13 protein-coding genes are annotated in these 16884 nt (G+C 73.3%); 9 read left to right on the top strand and 4 right to left on the bottom strand.

Features of this window, described 5'->3' with window-relative positions; genetic code table 11:
- Positions 1-31: 31 nt before the first annotated feature.
- Entirely contained in the window at positions 32-709 is a 678-nt protein-coding gene (locus tag ACIBAI_RS17585) for a 4'-phosphopantetheinyl transferase (RefSeq protein WP_399035153.1), read from the bottom strand.
- Positions 706-1566, bottom strand: a complete 861-nt coding sequence (locus ACIBAI_RS17580) for a metallophosphoesterase family protein (RefSeq protein ID WP_399035151.1) — start codon at positions 1564-1566, stop codon at positions 706-708. Before ACIBAI_RS17580 ends, ACIBAI_RS17585 begins: the two co-directional genes overlap by 4 nt.
- A gap of 352 nt (positions 1567-1918) precedes the next feature.
- Here ACIBAI_RS17580 and ACIBAI_RS17575 point away from each other — a divergent pair, with 352 nt between their 5' ends.
- Positions 1919-3037 (top strand): ATP-grasp domain-containing protein, encoded by a 1119-nt coding sequence (locus ACIBAI_RS17575; protein WP_399035149.1) that lies wholly within the window; start codon positions 1919-1921, stop codon positions 3035-3037.
- Positions 3038-3304: 267 nt separating this feature from the next.
- Here the strand turns inward: ACIBAI_RS17575 and ACIBAI_RS17570 are convergent, their stop codons facing one another.
- Positions 3305-4642 carry a 6-phospho-beta-glucosidase gene (locus ACIBAI_RS17570; RefSeq protein ID WP_399035147.1) on the bottom strand — a complete coding sequence of 446 codons (1338 nt, stop codon included), beginning with the start codon at positions 4640-4642 and terminating at the stop codon, positions 3305-3307.
- A gap of 573 nt (positions 4643-5215) precedes the next feature.
- Between ACIBAI_RS17570 and ACIBAI_RS17565 the strand changes: the two genes are divergently transcribed.
- Positions 5216-6613: a glycoside hydrolase family 16 protein gene (locus tag ACIBAI_RS17565; RefSeq protein ID WP_399035145.1), complete on the top strand. Its 1398-nt coding sequence runs from the start codon at positions 5216-5218 to the stop codon at positions 6611-6613.
- Positions 6614-6707: 94 nt separating this feature from the next.
- Here the strand turns inward: ACIBAI_RS17565 and ACIBAI_RS17560 are convergent, their stop codons facing one another.
- Positions 6708-7607, bottom strand: a complete 900-nt coding sequence (locus ACIBAI_RS17560) for an AraC family transcriptional regulator (RefSeq protein WP_399035143.1) — start codon at positions 7605-7607, stop codon at positions 6708-6710.
- Between the two features lie 157 nt (positions 7608-7764).
- Between ACIBAI_RS17560 and tkt the strand changes: the two genes are divergently transcribed.
- The 7 genes from tkt to ACIBAI_RS17525 are packed head-to-tail and all read left to right on the top strand — an operon-like array spanning position 7765 to position 16721.
- The gene (gene tkt / locus ACIBAI_RS17555) at positions 7765-9840 is read left to right on the top strand and encodes a transketolase (protein WP_399035141.1); all 2076 of its coding nucleotides are present in this window, start codon (positions 7765-7767) and stop codon (positions 9838-9840) included.
- Positions 9841-9858: 18 nt separating this feature from the next.
- Positions 9859-11028 carry a transaldolase gene (tal, locus tag ACIBAI_RS17550; RefSeq protein WP_399035139.1) on the top strand — a complete coding sequence of 390 codons (1170 nt, stop codon included), beginning with the start codon at positions 9859-9861 and terminating at the stop codon, positions 11026-11028.
- Positions 11025-12635, top strand: a complete 1611-nt coding sequence (gene zwf, locus ACIBAI_RS17545) for a glucose-6-phosphate dehydrogenase (protein ID WP_399035137.1) — start codon at positions 11025-11027, stop codon at positions 12633-12635. Before tal ends, zwf begins: the two co-directional genes overlap by 4 nt.
- Positions 12632-13567 carry a glucose-6-phosphate dehydrogenase assembly protein OpcA gene (opcA, locus tag ACIBAI_RS17540; protein WP_399035135.1) on the top strand — a complete coding sequence of 312 codons (936 nt, stop codon included), beginning with the start codon at positions 12632-12634 and terminating at the stop codon, positions 13565-13567. The genes zwf and opcA overlap by 4 nt, the downstream gene beginning before the upstream one ends.
- A complete protein-coding gene (gene pgi, locus ACIBAI_RS17535; protein ID WP_399035132.1) occupies positions 13560-15233 on the top strand; it encodes a glucose-6-phosphate isomerase in 1674 nt (557 codons plus the stop codon). Before opcA ends, pgi begins: the two co-directional genes overlap by 8 nt.
- Before the next feature lie 10 nt (positions 15234-15243).
- Positions 15244-16128 carry a phosphogluconate dehydrogenase (NAD(+)-dependent, decarboxylating) gene (gene gnd / locus ACIBAI_RS17530; protein ID WP_399035445.1) on the top strand — a complete coding sequence of 295 codons (885 nt, stop codon included), beginning with the start codon at positions 15244-15246 and terminating at the stop codon, positions 16126-16128.
- Positions 16129-16133: 5 nt separating this feature from the next.
- Positions 16134-16721 carry a histidine phosphatase family protein gene (locus tag ACIBAI_RS17525; protein ID WP_399035130.1) on the top strand — a complete coding sequence of 196 codons (588 nt, stop codon included), beginning with the start codon at positions 16134-16136 and terminating at the stop codon, positions 16719-16721.
- The last annotated feature ends 163 nt before the right edge of the window (positions 16722-16884 follow it).

Genomic DNA, 16884 nt, shown 5'->3' with positions numbered 1-16884 from the left:
CGCCCCCGGCCGGGCCGGGGGCCGCCGCCGGTCAGCCGTGCGGGACCGTCACCGACGTGGCCACCAGGCCGCGTCCGACCGTCCAGCGGCCGTCGAAGTGGGTGAGACGGCGGCCCGCCAGCTCGGGGCCGGGGACGAGCAGGGTGGCGCGGAAGGTGCCGCGGTGGTCCCCGCCGGCGTCCGCCGCGATCTCGATGTCGGCCTCCGAGAAGTCCAGCCACTTCCGGGTGAGGGGGAACCACGCCTTGTAGACGGATTCCTTGGCGCTGAACAGCAGCCGGTCCCAGTGGACCGCGGGCCGCTGCTCGGCCAGCCGGTGCAGCCGTCGCGCCTCCGTCGGCAGGCACACCGCGGACAGCACTCCGTCCGGCAGCGGTCCGTGGGGTTCCGCGTCTATGCCGAGCGCGGCCAGGTCGCCGTCGCGGGCCAGGGCGGCGGCGCCGTAGCCCTCGCAGTGGGTCATGCTGCCGACCAGGCCGGACGGCCACTGCGGGGCGCCCCGCTCCCCGGGCAGCACGGGCTGCGGCGGCACGCCGAGCTTCTCCATGGCCCGGCGGGCGCAGGCGCGCACGGCGGCGAACTCGCGCCGTCGCTTGGGCACCGCCCGCGCGACGAGCGCCTCCTCCTCGGGGTACAGCGGTGCGTCCCCGGTCTCGTGGCCGTACGTCTCCACGGCGACCACCGTGTCCGGCAGCAGTTCCCCGATCACCGGGACCCGTCCTCCCTCGGCAGGATGCGGCGCAGCCGGCCCGGCGGCTGCGGCCGTTTGCGCCACTCGCGCGGATAGCCCACCGACACCTCCTCGAAGCGCACTCCCTCGTGCCAGGTGGTGCGCGGGATGTGGAGGTGGCCGTAGACCATGGTGTCGACGCGGAACCGGCGGTGCCAGTCGGCGGTCAGCCGGGTGCCGCACCACATGGCGAACTCGGGGTGCCACAGCACGTCCGTCGGATGCCGGTCCAGCGGGTAGTGGTTGACGGGGATCGTGGGCAGGTCGCCGGGGAGTTCGGCGAGCCTGCGCGCGGTCTCGGCGACCCGCGCCCGGCACCAGTCCTCGCGGCTCGGATAGGGGTCGGGGTGCAGCAGGTACTCGTCGTTGCACACGATCCCGGTGCCGTGCGCGTACGCCAGCCCCTCCTCCTTCGTGGCGCACCCGGCCGGCAGGAACGAGTAGTCGTACAGCAGGAACAGCGGCGCCACCACCGCCGGCCCGCCGGGTCCGTCCCAGACCGGGTAGGGGTCCTCGGGCGTGGTCACGCCGAGGTCGCGGCACATCTCGACCAGGTGCTCGTACCGGGCGACGCCGCGCAGGGCGACGGTGTCCCTCGGATGGGTCCACAGCTCGTGGTTGCCCGGCACCCACACGACCCGGTGGAACCGGTCCGCGAGCGTCTTCAGCGCCCACCGGATGTCGGACACGGTCTCCGCCACGTCGCCGGCCACCAGCAGCCAGTCGCCGTCCGACTCGGGGTACATGTCCTCGACCAGGGCGCGGTTCTCCGGGTATCCGATGTGCAGATCGCTGATGGCCCACAGCTGCCCGGCACGGCCGGTCGTCGACGTCATCCTCCGCCTCCTCCGCGCTCGTCGCCCCCGCGGGCACACGACGCGTCCAAGAGATCACATCCGCGTCCGGGGGACAAGGGCGGACCGGACCGGAGGGCCGGCGTCCGCGCGGTCCGCGGGCGCCGATCGGTGGGCGCGGCCGGTGCGCGCGAGCGGCGTGCGTGACCGGTGTGCGTGACCGGGGAACCCGTAACACGCGCGTTGCACGCGGCACTCCCGCGAAGCCGTATGATCGCCCCAACACCACCGCCGCGCATCCCCTCTCGCACAGGGCGGTTCGGTGTCCCTCCCTACCCCCCTGGCCGGGCACGGCCTGCTTCGCCCTGCCCGCGAACCGTGAAAGGCGGCCTGCATGGTCTCTCGCGTACGCGTCTGGCTGAACCGCACGTACGCGGAGAACGTGTTCTTCATGGATCAGCTGCGGAGAAATCCCAGCGACCGGGCGGTGGAGATCCACGCCACGCACGGCGACCCGGACTCCCCCGTGCTGGCCGCCGCCGACACCGCCGACCTGGAACCGGAGGGCCTGTCCCCCGCCGCGTACGTCGAGTACGCCCTGGACCAGTGCGCGCGGCGCGGCATCGACGTGTTCGTGCCGCGGCTGCACCAGGCGGCGATCGTGGCGCACCGCGCCGAGTTCGAGGCGGCCGGCACGGCGCTGCTGGCGCCGCCGCCCGAGGCCGTGGCCGTCTTCCGGGACAAGGTGATCGCCTACCAGGCGGTCCAGGCGATCGGCGTGCCGACGCCGCCGTGGTGGCGGGTGCGCGACGCGGACGAACTCGTCGCCGCCGTGGACGAGTTGGAGGCGAACGGGCACAAGGCGTGTTTCAAGCCGGTGTCCGGTGCGGGCGGGGTGGGCTTCCGCGTGGTCACGCGCGCGCCCTTCTCGCTCGTGCACCTGAGCGGCTTCCCGAGCCCGTACGTGCCGCTGGACCTGGTCGTCGAGGCGCTGCGCAGGGCCGAGGAGCCGGTCGACTGGCTGGTGATGCCGCGGCTGGAGCAGCCGGAGGTGTCGGTGGACTGCCTCACCGGGCGCGACAACCGGGTGCGGCTGGCGGTGGGCCGCACCAAGAACGGCCGCCGCCGGGGCTTCACGCTGGACGAGCGGTGGCTGGAGCCCGCGCGGCGGATCGCGGAGGGCTTCGGGCTGCACCACCTGTCCAACATCCAGTTCCGGATGTACGGCGAGCGGCCGGTCCTGATGGACGTCAACACCCGCCCGGCCGGCGGACTGCACCAGCTGTCGCTGTGCGGGATCAACGCCCCCTGGGCCGCCGTGCGGTTGGCGCTCGGCGAGGACCCGGGCGAGATCGTGCCGCCGTTCCTCGGGCAGGACTACACGGTGGTGTCCGGGCCGCGTCCGCTGCGGGCCGCGACGCCGCCGCGGCCCGCGGAGGAGGGGGAGCTGCTGCCGGTCCCTCCCGCGCCGGTGCGCAGCGTCGGGACCGCCGCCGAGGCGCTGCCGCTGTAGGCGCGCGCGGGCCGCGTCGCCACGCGGGCCCCGCCCGGCGACGCCTCTGCCCCGCTCCCTGCCCGCGCGTCCCGAGGGCGGAAGGAGAACTCCGGGTGCCGGGCGGGCGGGGCGACACGTCACGGCGGCCTCCGCGTCCACCATGGCCGCGCTCCGGCCTGCGCGTCCCTCGCCCCCCGGGGTTCACGGGAACACCGCCGGCGCGGTTTCCGGACCCGGCCCGCCCTCGGCCCGGCGGCGTCCGCCGTGCGCGGCACCGGACAAGCCCTACCGCAGGTACGCGAGACCGGGGTGGACGGCGGTGTAGCCCTCGACGAGGCGGCGGGCCACGGTCACGGAGTCGACGAGCGGGTGCAGCGCGAACGCCTTGACCGCCGCCGCGCGGGAACCCGACTCGGCGGCGGCGAGCACCTCGCGCTCGACCGCCTTCACCGCGCAGACCAGGCCGGTGGCGTGGCCGGGCAGCGGGTCGGCCGCGACCGGGTGCGCGCCGTTGGCGTCGACGAGGCACGGCACCTCGACGACGGCCTCGGCGTCGAGGACCGAAAGGGTGGCGCGGTTGCGGACGTTGAGGATCAGCGTCGTGCGCTCGTCGCGGGCGACGGCCCGCATCAGGGCGAGGGCCACCTTCTCGTAGCCGCCGGACAGGTCCTCCTCGTCGCGCTCGCCGGCGCCCGCGGTCTCGCGGTTCTCGGCCATGTAGGTGGTCTCGCGCTCGGCGCGGGTGCGGTCCCAGATCTCCAGGGCGGGGGCGTCGGGGTCCTGCATCCGCGCGTAGAAGCGGGCCTGCTGGTCGCGCAGGAAGGCGCCGCGGGTCTTCTCGGCCCGCTGGTAGGCCCGGACGGCCTCCCGGTTGAAGTAGTAGTAGTGCAGGTACTCGTTGGGGATCGCGCCGAGCGACCTCAGCCAGTCGGCGCCGAAGAGCCTGCCCTCCTCGAAGGAGCCCAGCAGCTCGGGGTCGGCGAGCAGGCGCGGCAGTTCGTCGCGGCCGTCGACGCGCAGGCCGCGCACCCAGCCGAGGTGGTTGAGGCCGACGTAGTCGACGAACGCCTCGCGCGGGTCGACGCCCAGCACCCGGGCGACACGGCGGCCGAGGCCGACCGGGGAGTCGCAGATGCCGATGACGCGGTCGCCGAGGTGGCGGGACATGGCCTCGGTGACGAGACCCGCGGGGTTGGTGAAGTTGATGACCCAGGCGTCGGGGGCGAGGCGGGCCACCCGCCGGGCGATGTCCACGGCCACCGGGACCGTCCGCAGGCCGTAGGCGATCCCGCCCGCGCCGACCGTCTCCTGGCCGAGGACGCCCTCCGCGAGGGCCACCCGCTCGTCGTTCGCGCGGCCCTCCAGGCCGCCGACGCGGATCGCGGAGAACACGAAGTCGGCGCCGGTGAGCGCCTCGTCCAGGTCGGTGGTGGCGCTCACCTCGGGCGCGCCGGGCACGCCGGCCGCCTGCTCGGCGAGCACGCGGGTCACCGCGGAGAGCCGGCCGGCGTCCAGGTCGTGCAGCACGACCCGGGTGACCCGGCCCTCCGCCCGGTCCGTCAGCAGCGCCCCGTACACGAGCGGCACCCGGAATCCGCCGCCGCCCAGAATCGTCAGCTTCACCTCTGCACCCTTCCCGCCACGGCCGCCCCGGCGCCCGCCTCCCGCGGGAAGGTCCGCGGCGCCGTGCCGGCCGGCTCGTTCGTCCTCACCGCGTCCGGGTCCCGCGGCCGTGGACCGCGCCGTCCCCGTGCCCGGGAGCCCCGCCGCGCCGGTGCGCGGCACGACCCGTCCGCCGGCCTCGATCATGGCACGCCCGGCCGGCTCTCCACGGCCGTCGCGCCCGCGCCCCGCCCGCCGGGCGGCACGACGCCGGCGGACGGCCTCGGCGGCCGGTCCCGTCCGGGCAGGGGCGGCAGGCGGGCGGCGCGCCGCGCCGACGGGAGCGCACGGCCCCCGGGTGCGGCGCGGGGCACGCCTGCGGCCGTACGGCCCGGCCCGCAGCGCTCTTTGCCGCATTCGGGTCCTTCACGGGATGAACTCCCCTGCCCCGGCGGGACTTTATCGGTTTCACCTCTTGACGACCGGATGGGCTCGGAGCACATTGGCGGCAATTTGAGAGCGCTCTCACGCAGCCGGGAGCGCTCTCCTGGGACACCCGCACCACCCCGTTCCGTACCCGAGAGGCATCCCCACATGAGCGAAACCTCCGGCACACCCCGCAGACGCCGGCCCCTGCGCCGCGCGCTCGTCGCCGTACTCGGCACCCTCGGCCTCGCGGTCGCCGGCGCCACCGTCGCCACGCCGTCCGCGAGCGCCTCCGCTCCCCCGCCCCCGTCGGGCTGGACGCAGGTCTTCCTGGACGACTTCGACGGCGCCGCCGGATCCGGCGTCGACACGGCCCACTGGCAGTACGCGACCGGCACCGGCTATCCCGGCGGCCCCGCCAACTGGGGCACCGGCGAGGTCGAGACGATGACGTCCAGCAGGAACAACGTCTCGCTCGACGGCAACGGCAACCTGCGCATCACGCCGCTGCGCGACGCGGCCGGCAACTGGACCTCGGGCCGCATCGAGACCAACCGCACCGACTTCCAGCCCCCGGCCGGCGGCAAGCTGCGCGTGGAGGCCCGCATCCAGGTGCCGAACGTCACCGGCGCCGCCGCCAAGGGCTACTGGCCGGCGTTCTGGATGCTGGGCGCGCCCTACCGCGGCAACTACTGGAACTGGCCCGCCGTCGGCGAGCTGGACATCATGGAGAACACCCAGGGCCTGAACACCGTGTGGGCCACGATGCACTGCGGCACCTCGCCGGGCGGCCCGTGCAACGAGACCAGCGGCATCGGCGGCAGCACCGCCTGTCCCGGCACCGCCTGCACGGCCGGCTTCCACACCTACCGGATGGAGTGGGACCGCTCGACCAGTCCGGAGGAGATCCGCTTCTACGTCGACGGCATCAACTACCACACCGTACGGGCCAACCAGGTCGACGCGACGACCTGGGCGAACGCCACCGACCACGGCTTCTACATCATCCTCAACGTGGCGATGGGCGGCGGCTTCCCGAACGCCTTCGGCGGCGGCCCGGACGGCGGCACGCAGCCCGGCCACCCGATGCTCGTGGACTACGTCCAGGTGCTGTCGGCCGGTGGGAGCGGTACCACGCCTCCGCCGACCGGCAGCCGCGACGCCTACGGCACCATCCAGGCCGAGTCGTTCGACGGCCAGTCCGGGGTGATCACCGAGGCCACCTCCGACTCCGGCGGCGGCCAGAACATCGGCGCCCTCGCGAACGGCGACTGGGTCCAGTACAAGGGCGTCGACTTCGGCTCCAGCGCGGCCCGGCAGTTCTCCGCGCGGGTCGCGAGCGGGGCCGCGTCCGGCGTCAGCGGCCTGGTCGAGGTGCGCCTGGACAGCCGTACCAGCGCGCCCGTCGGCAGCTTCGCGGTGGGCAGCACGGGCGGCTGGCAGTCGTGGAGGACCGTCCCCGCGAACATCGGCCCGGTCACCGGAAAGCATGACGTGTACCTGACCTTCACCAGCGGACAGCCCGCGGACTTCGTGAACGTCAACTGGTTCACCTTCGGGCGCTGACCGGTCCGGGCGGGGCCCCCTCCCCGGGACCCCGCCCGGCCGTCTCCGGTGGGGCCTCGCGCACGCATGGGGCCCCTTTCGCGTGCCGCCGCCCTCAGCGCAGCTCCGCCCGGAACGCCGCCGGGGTCATGTCCGTGTGCTGGTGGAAGAACTTGGAGAAGTTCGCCCCGTCGGGGAAGCCGACCGCCGCGCCGACCCGGCCGATCGGCAGGTCGGTGTGGGCGAGGAGGCGCTTGGCCTCCAGGATCACGCGCTTGTCGATGAAGGACTTCGGGGTCTCGCCGGTGGCGGCGCGGACCGCGCGGACCAGGGTGCGGCGGGAGTAGCCGAGCGCGTCGGCGTAGGCGCTGACGCTGTGGTTGGTGGCGAAGCCCCGCTCCACCGCGTCCCGGAACCGGGTGAAGGCGGTGCCGGCCTGCCCGCCCGCCGTCCGCGCGGAACTCGCCGCGAGGTGGGCCAGGCGCAGCAGGAACGCCGTCAGGCAGTGCCGCAGCACCGCGGTGTGCAGGCCCAGCGGCAGGGTCGCGGTGTCCTCGTACTCGCGCCGCAGCTGGGCGAGGGCGGCCTCCAGGCCGGCGCGCTGCGCCGGGTCGGGACGCAGCAGGGGCGGCAGGTCGTAGCGGTAGAGGCCGGCGGCCTCCACGGTGGCGCGGGGCAGGAAGCCGGGTTGCATGGTCAGGACGGTTCCGCGGTACTCGCTCTCCCGCGAGAAGCGGTGGACCTGCCCAGGGCGGATCCACAGCAGGTCGCCGGCCGTCGCCTCGTGCTCCGCGAAGTCGATCATGTGCCGGACCGGGCCGCCGGTGAAGAGCATGACGACGTGGAAGTCGATGCGGTGTACCCGGCCCAGCGGGGCCGCGGTGGACCAGGTGCGGCCGGCGCCCATCGGGCCGACCTGCATGCCGACGCCGAGGACGCTCCGATCGACCGGGAAGGGGAACGTTCTGATCCCGTCGCCGCCATCGCCGCCGTCTTGGGGGGTTTCGTCCGCCATGTCCTTCTCGTGCCGTCCTGCTGGTGCGTCATGCCGCGGTGGGGTGTCCCACTTTCACCACAGGCTGGCACACCTCGACCTTCCCGCAAAAAAGTCAGACTTTTAGTTTTGAACACGTCAGACCAGCCACTTCGCTTCGATCGAGGACTTCTTGAAGATGAGCACGCAGACATCGGACAGCTTCGAATGGACCGACCTCGACCGGCGTGCCGTCGACACCGCCCGCCTGCTGGCGGCCGATGCCGTGCAGAAGGTCGGCAACGGCCATCCGGGGACGGCGATGAGCCTGGCTCCCGCCGCGTACACGCTCTTTCAGAAGGTGATGCGTCACGATCCCGCCGATCCCGAGTGGACCGGCCGTGACCGCTTCGTCCTGTCCCCCGGCCACACCTCGCTCACCCTCTACACCCAGCTGTACCTGGCCGGCTACGAGCTGGAGCTGGACGACCTGAAGGCGTTCCGCACGCACGGCTCGAAGACGCCCGGTCACCCCGAGTACGGGCACACCGCGGGGGTGGAGACCACCACCGGCCCGCTCGGCCAGGGCGTCGCCAACGCCGTCGGCATGGCCATGGCCGCCCGCTACGAGCGCGGCCTGTTCGACCCGGACGCGCCCGCGGGCGAGTCCCCCTTCGACCACACCGTCTGGGCGATCGTCTCCGACGGCGACCTGCAGGAGGGCGTCTCCGCCGAGGCCTCCTCCCTGGCCGGCCACCAGAAGCTGGGCAACCTGGTCTTCCTCTACGACGACAACCACATCTCCATCGAGGGCGACACCGCGACCGCGTTCTCCGAGGACGTGCTGAAGCGCTACGAGGCCTACGGCTGGCACGTGCAGCGGATCGAGCCCGCCGGCAACGGCGACATCGACGTGCACGCCCTGTACGCGGCGCTGAAGGCCGCGCAGGCCGAGACCGAACGCCCCTCGATCATCGCGATGCGCACCATCATCGCCTGGCCGGCGCCGAACGCGCAGAACACCGAGGCCGCGCACGGCTCGGCGCTGGGCGAGGACGAGGTCGCGGCCACCAAGCGGGTCCTCGGCTTCGACCCGGAGCAGAGCTTCGCCGTCGAGCCGGAGGTGCTGGCCCACACCCGCAAGGCCCTGGACCGGGGCGCCGAAGCGCACGCCGCCTGGGACAAGCGGCTCGCCTCCTGGCGCGACGCCGCCCCCGAGCGGGCCGAGCTGTTCGACCGGGTCAGCAAGGGCGAGCTGCCCGCGGGCTGGGAGGAGAAGATCCCGGTCTTCGAGGCGGGCAAGGCGGTCGCCACCCGTGCCGCGTCCGGCAAGGTGCTCCAGGCGCTCGGCGCGGTGATCCCCGAGCTGTGGGGCGGCTCCGCCGACCTGGCCGGCTCGAACAACACCACCATCGACAAGACCAGCTCCTTCCTGCCGACGGGCAACCCGCTGCCGGAGGCCGACCCGTACGGCCGCACCATCCACTTCGGCATCCGCGAGTTCTCCATGGCCGCGGAGATGAACGGCATCGCCCTGCACGGCAACACCCGCGTCTACGGCGGCACGTTCCTGGTGTTCTCCGACTACATGCGCAACGCCGTGCGCATGTCCGCCCTGATGCAGCTGCCGGTGACGTACGTGTGGACGCACGACTCCATCGGCCTGGGCGAGGACGGCCCCACCCACCAGCCCGTCGAGCACCTGGCCGCGCTGCGCGCCATCCCGGGCCTGAACATCGTGCGCCCGGCCGACGCCAACGAGACCGCCGTCGCCTGGGCCGAGATCCTCAAGCGGCACGCCGCCAACCCGGCGCCGCACGGCCTGGCCCTCACCCGCCAGGGCGTGCCGACGTACGAGCCGAACCCGGACGCGGCCAAGGGCGGCTACGTCCTGCGGGACTCCGACACCGGCACCCCGGACGTGATCATCATCGCCACCGGGTCGGAGGTCCAGCTCGCCGTCGCCGCGCGGGAGCAGCTGCAGGCCGAGGGGATCGGCACCCGGGTGGTGTCGATGCCGTCCGTGGAGTGGTTCGAGGAGCAGCCGCGCGAGTACCGCGAACAGGTCCTTCCGCCGTCGGTGAGGGCCCGCGTCGCGGTCGAGGCCGGCATCGGCCTGACCTGGCACCGGTTCGTCGGGGACGCCGGCCGCATCGTCTCCCTCGAGCACTTCGGCGCCTCGGCCGACGCCAAGACCCTGTTCGCCGAGTACGGCTTCACCCCCGAGAACGTCGCCGCCGCGGCCCGGGAATCCCTGGCCGCCGCCCGCGGTTGATCGAGACGCCGAAAGAAGATGATCACTGTGACCGAAGCAACCGCCACCGCGGGAGCACTGGAGCGCCTCTCCGACGAGGGCGTCTCCGTCTGGCTGGACGACCTGTCGCGCCGGCGGATCGAGTCCGGCGACCTCGCCGGCCTGGTCGAGACGAGGAACGTCGTCGGCGTCACCACCAACCCGTCCATCTTCCAGGCCGCCATCGGCTCCGGTGAGGGCTACGAGGAGCAGCTCGCCGACCTGGCGGTGCGGGGCGTCACCGTCGACGAGGCGGTCCGCATGATGACCACCGCCGACGTCCGTGCCGCCGCCGACGTGCTGCGGCCGGTGTACGAGGCGACCGGCGGCCGCGACGGCCGGGTCTCCATCGAGGTCGACCCGCGCCTCGCCCACGACACCGCCGCGACCGTCGCCGAGGCCAGGCAGCTGGCCTGGCTGGTGGACCGCCCCAACGTGATGATCAAGATTCCGGCGACCAGGGCGGGACTCCCGGCGATCACCGAGGTGATCGGCGCCGGCATCAGCGTCAACGTCACGCTGATCTTCTCGCTGGAGCGCTACCGCGCGGTCATGGACGCCTACCTCGCCGGCCTGGAGAAGGCCCGGGCGGCCGGGTTCGACCTGTCCCGGATCCACTCCGTGGCGTCCTTCTTCGTCTCCCGCGTCGACACCGAGATCGACAAGCGGCTGACCCTGCTGGGCACGGACGAGGCCCTCGCGCTGAAGGGGAGGGCGGCCCTGGCCAACGCGCGGCTCGCCTACCAGGCGTACGAGGAGGTGTTCGGCTCCGCCGACGGCCGGACGCCGCCCGGTGAGCGCTGGCTCTCCCTGGCCGGCGACCGCGCCACCGAGCAGCGGCCCCTGTGGGCCTCCACCGGTGTGAAGGACCCGGCGTACCGGGACACCCGGTACGTGGAGGAGCTGGTCGCGCCCGGCACGGTCAACACCATGCCGGAGGCCACCTTGGACGCGGTCGCCGACCACGGCGCCGTCACCGGCGACACCGTCACCGGCGGCTACGCCCAGGCCCGTGCCGACCTCGCCGCCGTCGAGCGGCTCGGCATCTCCTACGCCGAGGTCGTCGAGCAGTTGGAGAGGGAGGGCGTCGCCAAGTTCGAGGCGGCCTGGCAGGACCTGCTGGACGCGGTCACGAAGTCCCTCATGGGCAAGGGAGTTGACGGGGAATGAACAAGAAGCTGTCCGGGACGGGCGCCCCGGCGGCCGGGGGGAAGGCGGAGCGGACCGCCGTGACCCTGCCCGCCCTGCCCGCCACCGACTGGACCAACCCGCTGCGCGACGCGCGCGACCGCCGGCTGCCCCGCATCGCGGGCCCGTCCGGTCTGGTCATCTTCGGCGTCACCGGCGACCTGTCCCGCAAGAAGCTGATGCCGGCCGTGTACGACCTGGCCAACCGCGGCCTGCTGCCGCCGGGCTTCTCCCTGGTGGGCTTCGCCCGCCGGGAGTGGGCGGACCAGGACTTCGCGCAGGTGGTGCACGACGCGGTCAAGGAGCACGCCCGCACGCCCTTCCGGGAGGAGGTCTGGCAGCAGCTCGCCGAGGGGATGCGGTTCATCCCCGGCGACTTCGACGACGACACCGCGTTCAAGCAGCTGCGGGAGACCGTCGACCAGCTCGACCGGGCGCGCGGCACCAGCGGCAACTACGCCTTCTACCTCTCCGTGCCGCCGAAGTTCTTCCCGAAGGTCGTCCAGCAGCTGAAGAAGCACGGGCTGGCCGACGCCCCGGAGGGCTCCTGGCGCCGGGCGGTGATCGAGAAGCCGTTCGGGCACGACCTGGCGAGCGCCTGCGAGCTGAACGCGCTCGTGCACGACGTGTTCGAGCCGGACCAGGTGTTCCGCATCGACCACTACCTGGGCAAGGAGACCGTCCAGAACATCCTGGCGCTGCGCTTCGCCAACCAGCTGTTCGAGCCGATCTGGAACCGGTCCTTCGTGGACCATGTGCAGATCACCATGGCCGAGGACATCGGCATCGGCGGCCGGGCGGGCTACTACGACGGCATCGGCGCGGCGCGGGACGTCATCCAGAACCACCTGCTGCAGCTGATGGCGCTGACCGCGATGGAGGAGCCCGTCTCCTTCGACGCCGAGTCGCTGCTCACCGAGAAGCTGAAGGTGTTCCGGGCCGTGAAGCTGCCGGAGGACCTGGGCAGGCACACCGTGCGCGGGCAGTACACGGCCGCCTGGCAGGGCGGCGAGAAGGTGCGCGGCTACCTGGAGGAGGAGGGCATCGACCCGAACTCCACCACCGACACCTACGCGGCGATCAAGCTGGAGGTGGACAACCGCCGCTGGGCGGGGGTGCCGTTCTACCTGCGCACCGGCAAGCGGCTGGGCCGCCGGGTGACGGAGATCGCGGTGGTCTTCCAGCGCGCCCCGCACTCCCCGTTCGACTCCACCGCCACCGAGGAGCTGGGCCAGAACGCGGTGGTCGTCCGGGTCCAGCCCGACGAGGGCATGACGGTCCGGTTCGGCTCCAAGGTGCCGGGCACGTCGATGGAGATCCGGGACGTGTCGATGGACTTCGCCTACGGCGAGTCCTTCACCGAGTCCAGCCCGGAGGCGTACGAGCGGCTCATCCTCGACGTCCTCCTGGGCGACGCCAACCTGTTCCCCCGTCACCAGGAAGTGGAAGAGTCCTGGAGGATCCTCGACCCGGTCGAGGAGTACTGGGCCGCCCACGGCAGGCCCGCGCAGTACGCCGCGGGCAGCTGGGGACCCGAGGAAGCCGACGAGATGCTCGCACGAGACGGACGGAGCTGGCGCAGGCCATGAGGATCGACCTGACCGACACCACGGCAAGCAAGATCAACAAGGCGTTGGTGCAGGGCCGCCGCGCCATCGGCACGCCGGCCGTGGGCATGGTCCTGACGATGGTGATCGTCACGGACGAGGAGAACGCCTACGACTCGATCAGGGCGGCCGAGGAGGCCTCGCACGAGCACCCCTCGCGCACCCTGGTCGTCATCAAGCGGCACGCCCGCACGCCGCGCGACCGCACCCGCTCCCACCTCGACGCCGAGGTCCGGGTGGGCGCCGACGCGGGCACCGGCGAGACGGTCGTGCTGCGCATGTACGGCGAGGTGTCCGAGCACGCCGACTCGGTGGTGCTGCCGCTGCTGCTGCCGGACGCGCCGGTGGTGGTGTGGTGGCCGGTGGACGCGCCGGAGAACCCGGCGAAGGACCCGCTGGGCGCCCTCGCCCAGCGCCGGATCACCGACCTGTACGCCGTCGAGCGGCCGCTGCGGGAGCTGGAGGCCCGGGCCCGGCACTACGCGCCGGGCGACACCGACCTGGCCTGGACCCGGCTGACGCCGTGGCGCTCGATGCTGGCGGCCGCCCTGGACCAGGCCCGGCTGACGGTCACCTCGGCGGCCGTGGAGAGCGAGGCCGACAACCCCAGCGCCGAGCTGCTGGCGCGCTGGCTCCAGGCGCGGCTGCGGGTGCCGGTGGACCGGGTGGAGACCGCCGGGCCGGTCGTCACCGGGGTGCGGCTGGGCACCGAGCAGGGCGAGATCGTCATCGACCGGCCCGAGGGCCCGCTGGCCACGCTGTCCCTGCCCGGGCAGCCGCCGCGCACCCTGGCGCTGAAGGTCCGGCCCACCTCCGAACTCATCGCCGAGGAGCTGCGCCGCCTCGACGCGGACGAGATGTACGCCGTCGCCCTGCGCGGCGAGGGCGCCAAGGAGGCCGTTGCCCATGTCTGACGTTCCCCGGTTGAACCGGCGTCCCGAGTGGGCTGCCCTGGAAGAGCACCGCGCCCGCGACCTGCGGGAGCCGAGTCTGCGCGAGCTGTTCGCCGCCGACCCGGGACGGGCGGAGCGCTACGTCGTGCACGTCGGCGATCTGCGCATCGACTACTCCAAGCACCTGGTCACCGACGAGACGCTGCGGCTGCTGCGGGAGCTGGCCGCCGCCACCGACGTCTTCGGCCTGCGGGACGCGATGTTCCGCGGCGAGAGGATCAACACCACCGAGGACCGGGCGGTGCTGCACACCGCGCTGCGCGCCCCGCGCGAGGCGGTGATCGAGACCGGCGGCCGCAACGTGGTGCCCGGGGTGCACGCGGTGCTGGACAGGATGGCCGACTTCGCGGACCGGGTGCGCTCCGGGGCGTGGACCGGCCACACCGGAAAACGCATCCGCAACATCGTCAACATCGGCATCGGCGGCTCCGACCTGGGCCCGGCGATGGCCTACGAGGCTCTGCGCGCCTACACCGACCGCTCCCTGACGGTCCGGTTCGTCTCCAACGTCGACGGCGCCGACCTGCACGAGGCGGTGCGCGACCTGGACCCGGCCGAGACGCTGTTCATCGTCGCGTCCAAGACGTTCACCACCATCGAGACCATCACCAACGCCACCTCGGCCCGCGCCTGGCTGCTGGCCGGGCTGGACGGGGACGACAAGGCCGTCGCCCGGCACTTCGTGGCCCTGTCGACCAACGCCGAGAAGGTCGCCGGGTTCGGCATCGACCCGGCCAACATGTTCGAGTTCTGGGACTGGGTCGGCGGGCGCTACTCCTACGACTCCGCCATCGGCCTGTCGCTGATGATCGCCATCGGCCCGGACCGGTTCCGGGAGATGCTGGACGGCTTCCGCATCGTCGACGAGCACTTCCGCACCGCCCCGGCCGAGGCCAACGCCCCGCTGATCCTGGGCCTGCTGGGCATCTGGTACGGCAACTTCTTCGACGCCCAGTCGCACGCGGTGCTGCCCTACAGCCACCACCTGTCGAAGTTCCCCGCCTACCTGCAGCAGCTGGACATGGAGTCCAACGGCAAGTCCGTGCAGCGCGACGGCACCCCGGTCGACTGGCAGACCGGGCCGGTGGTGTGGGGCACGCCGGGCACCAACGGCCAGCACGCCTACTACCAGCTCGTCCACCAGGGCACGAAGCTGATCCCGGCGGACTTCATCGGCTTCGCCCGCCCGGCCGGCGAGCTGAGCGAGGACCTCAGGGCCCAGCACGACCTGCTGATGGCCAACTTCTTCGCCCAGACCCAGGCGCTGGCCTTCGGCAAGACGCCGGAGGAGGTGCGCGCCGAGGGCGTGCCCGAGGAGCTGGTGCCGCACAGGACGTTCCAGGGCAACCGCCCCACCACCACCGTCCTGGCGCGCGAGCTGACCCCGTCCGTGCTGGGCCAGCTCGTCGCCCTCTACGAGCACAAGGTGTTCGTCCAGGGCTCGGTCTGGAACATCGACTCCTTCGACCAGTGGGGCGTCGAGCTCGGCAAGGTCCTCGCCAAGCGCGTCGAGCCCGCCCTGACCGAGGGCGCCGACGTCCCCGGCCTGGACCCCTCCACCACCGCCCTCGTGGCCGCCTACCGCTCGCTGCGGAACACCGGGAACGCCCAAGGAGAAGTGAACTGACATGACAGCGATGCAACTCGGCCTGATCGGTCTGGGGAAGATGGGCGGCAACATGCGCGAGCGGATCCGCCGCGCCGGCCACACCGTCATCGGATACGACCGCAACCCCGAGCTCTCCGACGCGGCGAGCCTCGCCGACCTCGTCGACAAGCTCCAGGCGCCGCGCACGGTGTGGGTGATGGTCCCGGCGGGCCCCGCCACCCAGTCCGTCATCGACGAACTCGGCGAGCTGCTCCAGCCCGGCGACACGGTCGTCGACGGCGGCAACTCCCGCTGGACCGACGACGAGAAGCACGCCGCCGAACTGGGCGCCAAGGGCATAGGCTTCGTCGACGCGGGCGTCTCCGGCGGCGTGTGGGGCCTGGAGAACGGCTACGCCCTGATGGTCGGCGGCGACAAGGAGCACGTCGACCGGCTCCGGCCGATCTTCGACGCGCTCAAGCCGGAGGGTCCCTACGGCTACGTCCACGCGGGCAAGGTGGGTGCCGGGCACTTCGCGAAGATGGTCCACAACGGCATCGAGTACGCCATGATGCAGGCCTACGCCGAGGGCTGGGAGCTGCTGGAGAAGGTCGACTCCGTGGAGAACGTCCGCGAGGTCTTCCGCTCCTGGCAGGAGGGCACCGTCATCCGCTCCTGGCTGCTGGACCTGGCCGTGAACGCCCTCGACGAGGACGAGCACCTGACGGGGCTGCGCGGCTACGCCGAGGACTCCGGCGAGGGCCGCTGGACGGTGGAGGCCGCGATCGGCCACGCGGTGCCGCTGCCCGCGATCACCGCCTCCCTCTTCGCGCGGTTCGCCTCCCGCCAGGAGGACTCGCCGCAGATGAAGATGATCGCCGCGCTGCGCAACCAGTTCGGCGGCCACGCCGTCGAGTCGGCGAAGAAGGCGTAACGGCCGTGGGGGACATCCTTCTGGTCCGCCACGGCGAGACCGAGTGGAGCAGATCGGGGCAGCACACCAGCTTCACCGATCTGCCCCTCACCCCGGCCGGCGAGGCGCAGGCCAAGTCGCTCGCCCCGCTGCTGACCGACCGCGCCTTCGCGCTCGTCCTGACCAGCCCGCTGCGCCGCGCGACGCGCACCGCCGAACTGGCGGGGCTGACCGGGGCCGCGCGGGACGCGGACCTGCACGAGTGGGACTACGGCGGCTACGAGGGCGTCACCACCGACGAGATCCACCGGACGCGCCCGGACTGGGACCTGTGGACCGACGGGGTGCCGCCCGGCCCGGAGGGGCACCTGGGCGAGTCGCCGGAGCAGGTCGGGCGGCGGGCCGACCGGGTGCTGTCGCGGGTGGCCGCGGCGCTCCCCGGCGGCGACGTCGTCCTCGTCGCCCACTCCCACTTCCTGCGCGTCCTCACCGCCCGCCGGCTGGGCCTGCCGCCGTCCGAGGGCCGGCTGTTCCGGCTGGAGACGGGCACCCTCAGCCGTCTGTCGACGGAGCACGGGCGGCCCGTGATCGCGGAGTGGAACACCAGGGCGTGACACGGGTACGCCGGGACCGGCCGGTCCCGGCGTACCCGCCGGGGGGGGCCCCGGGGGGCCCCCCGGGCCCCCGCCCCCCCCGGCGGGGCGGGGGGGGGCGCCCCCCGGGGCCCCCCCCAACCCCCGGGGCGGCCCCCGCCCCCCCGGCGCGGTGCCCCCGCCC

The sequence above is a fragment of the Streptomyces sp. NPDC051041 genome (assembly GCF_044456065.1).
Lineage (GTDB): Bacteria > Actinomycetota > Actinomycetes > Streptomycetales > Streptomycetaceae > Streptomyces > Streptomyces glaucus.
The sequence above is the reverse complement of the archived record's forward strand: the minus strand, read 5'-3'. Positions and strand labels throughout refer to the sequence as shown.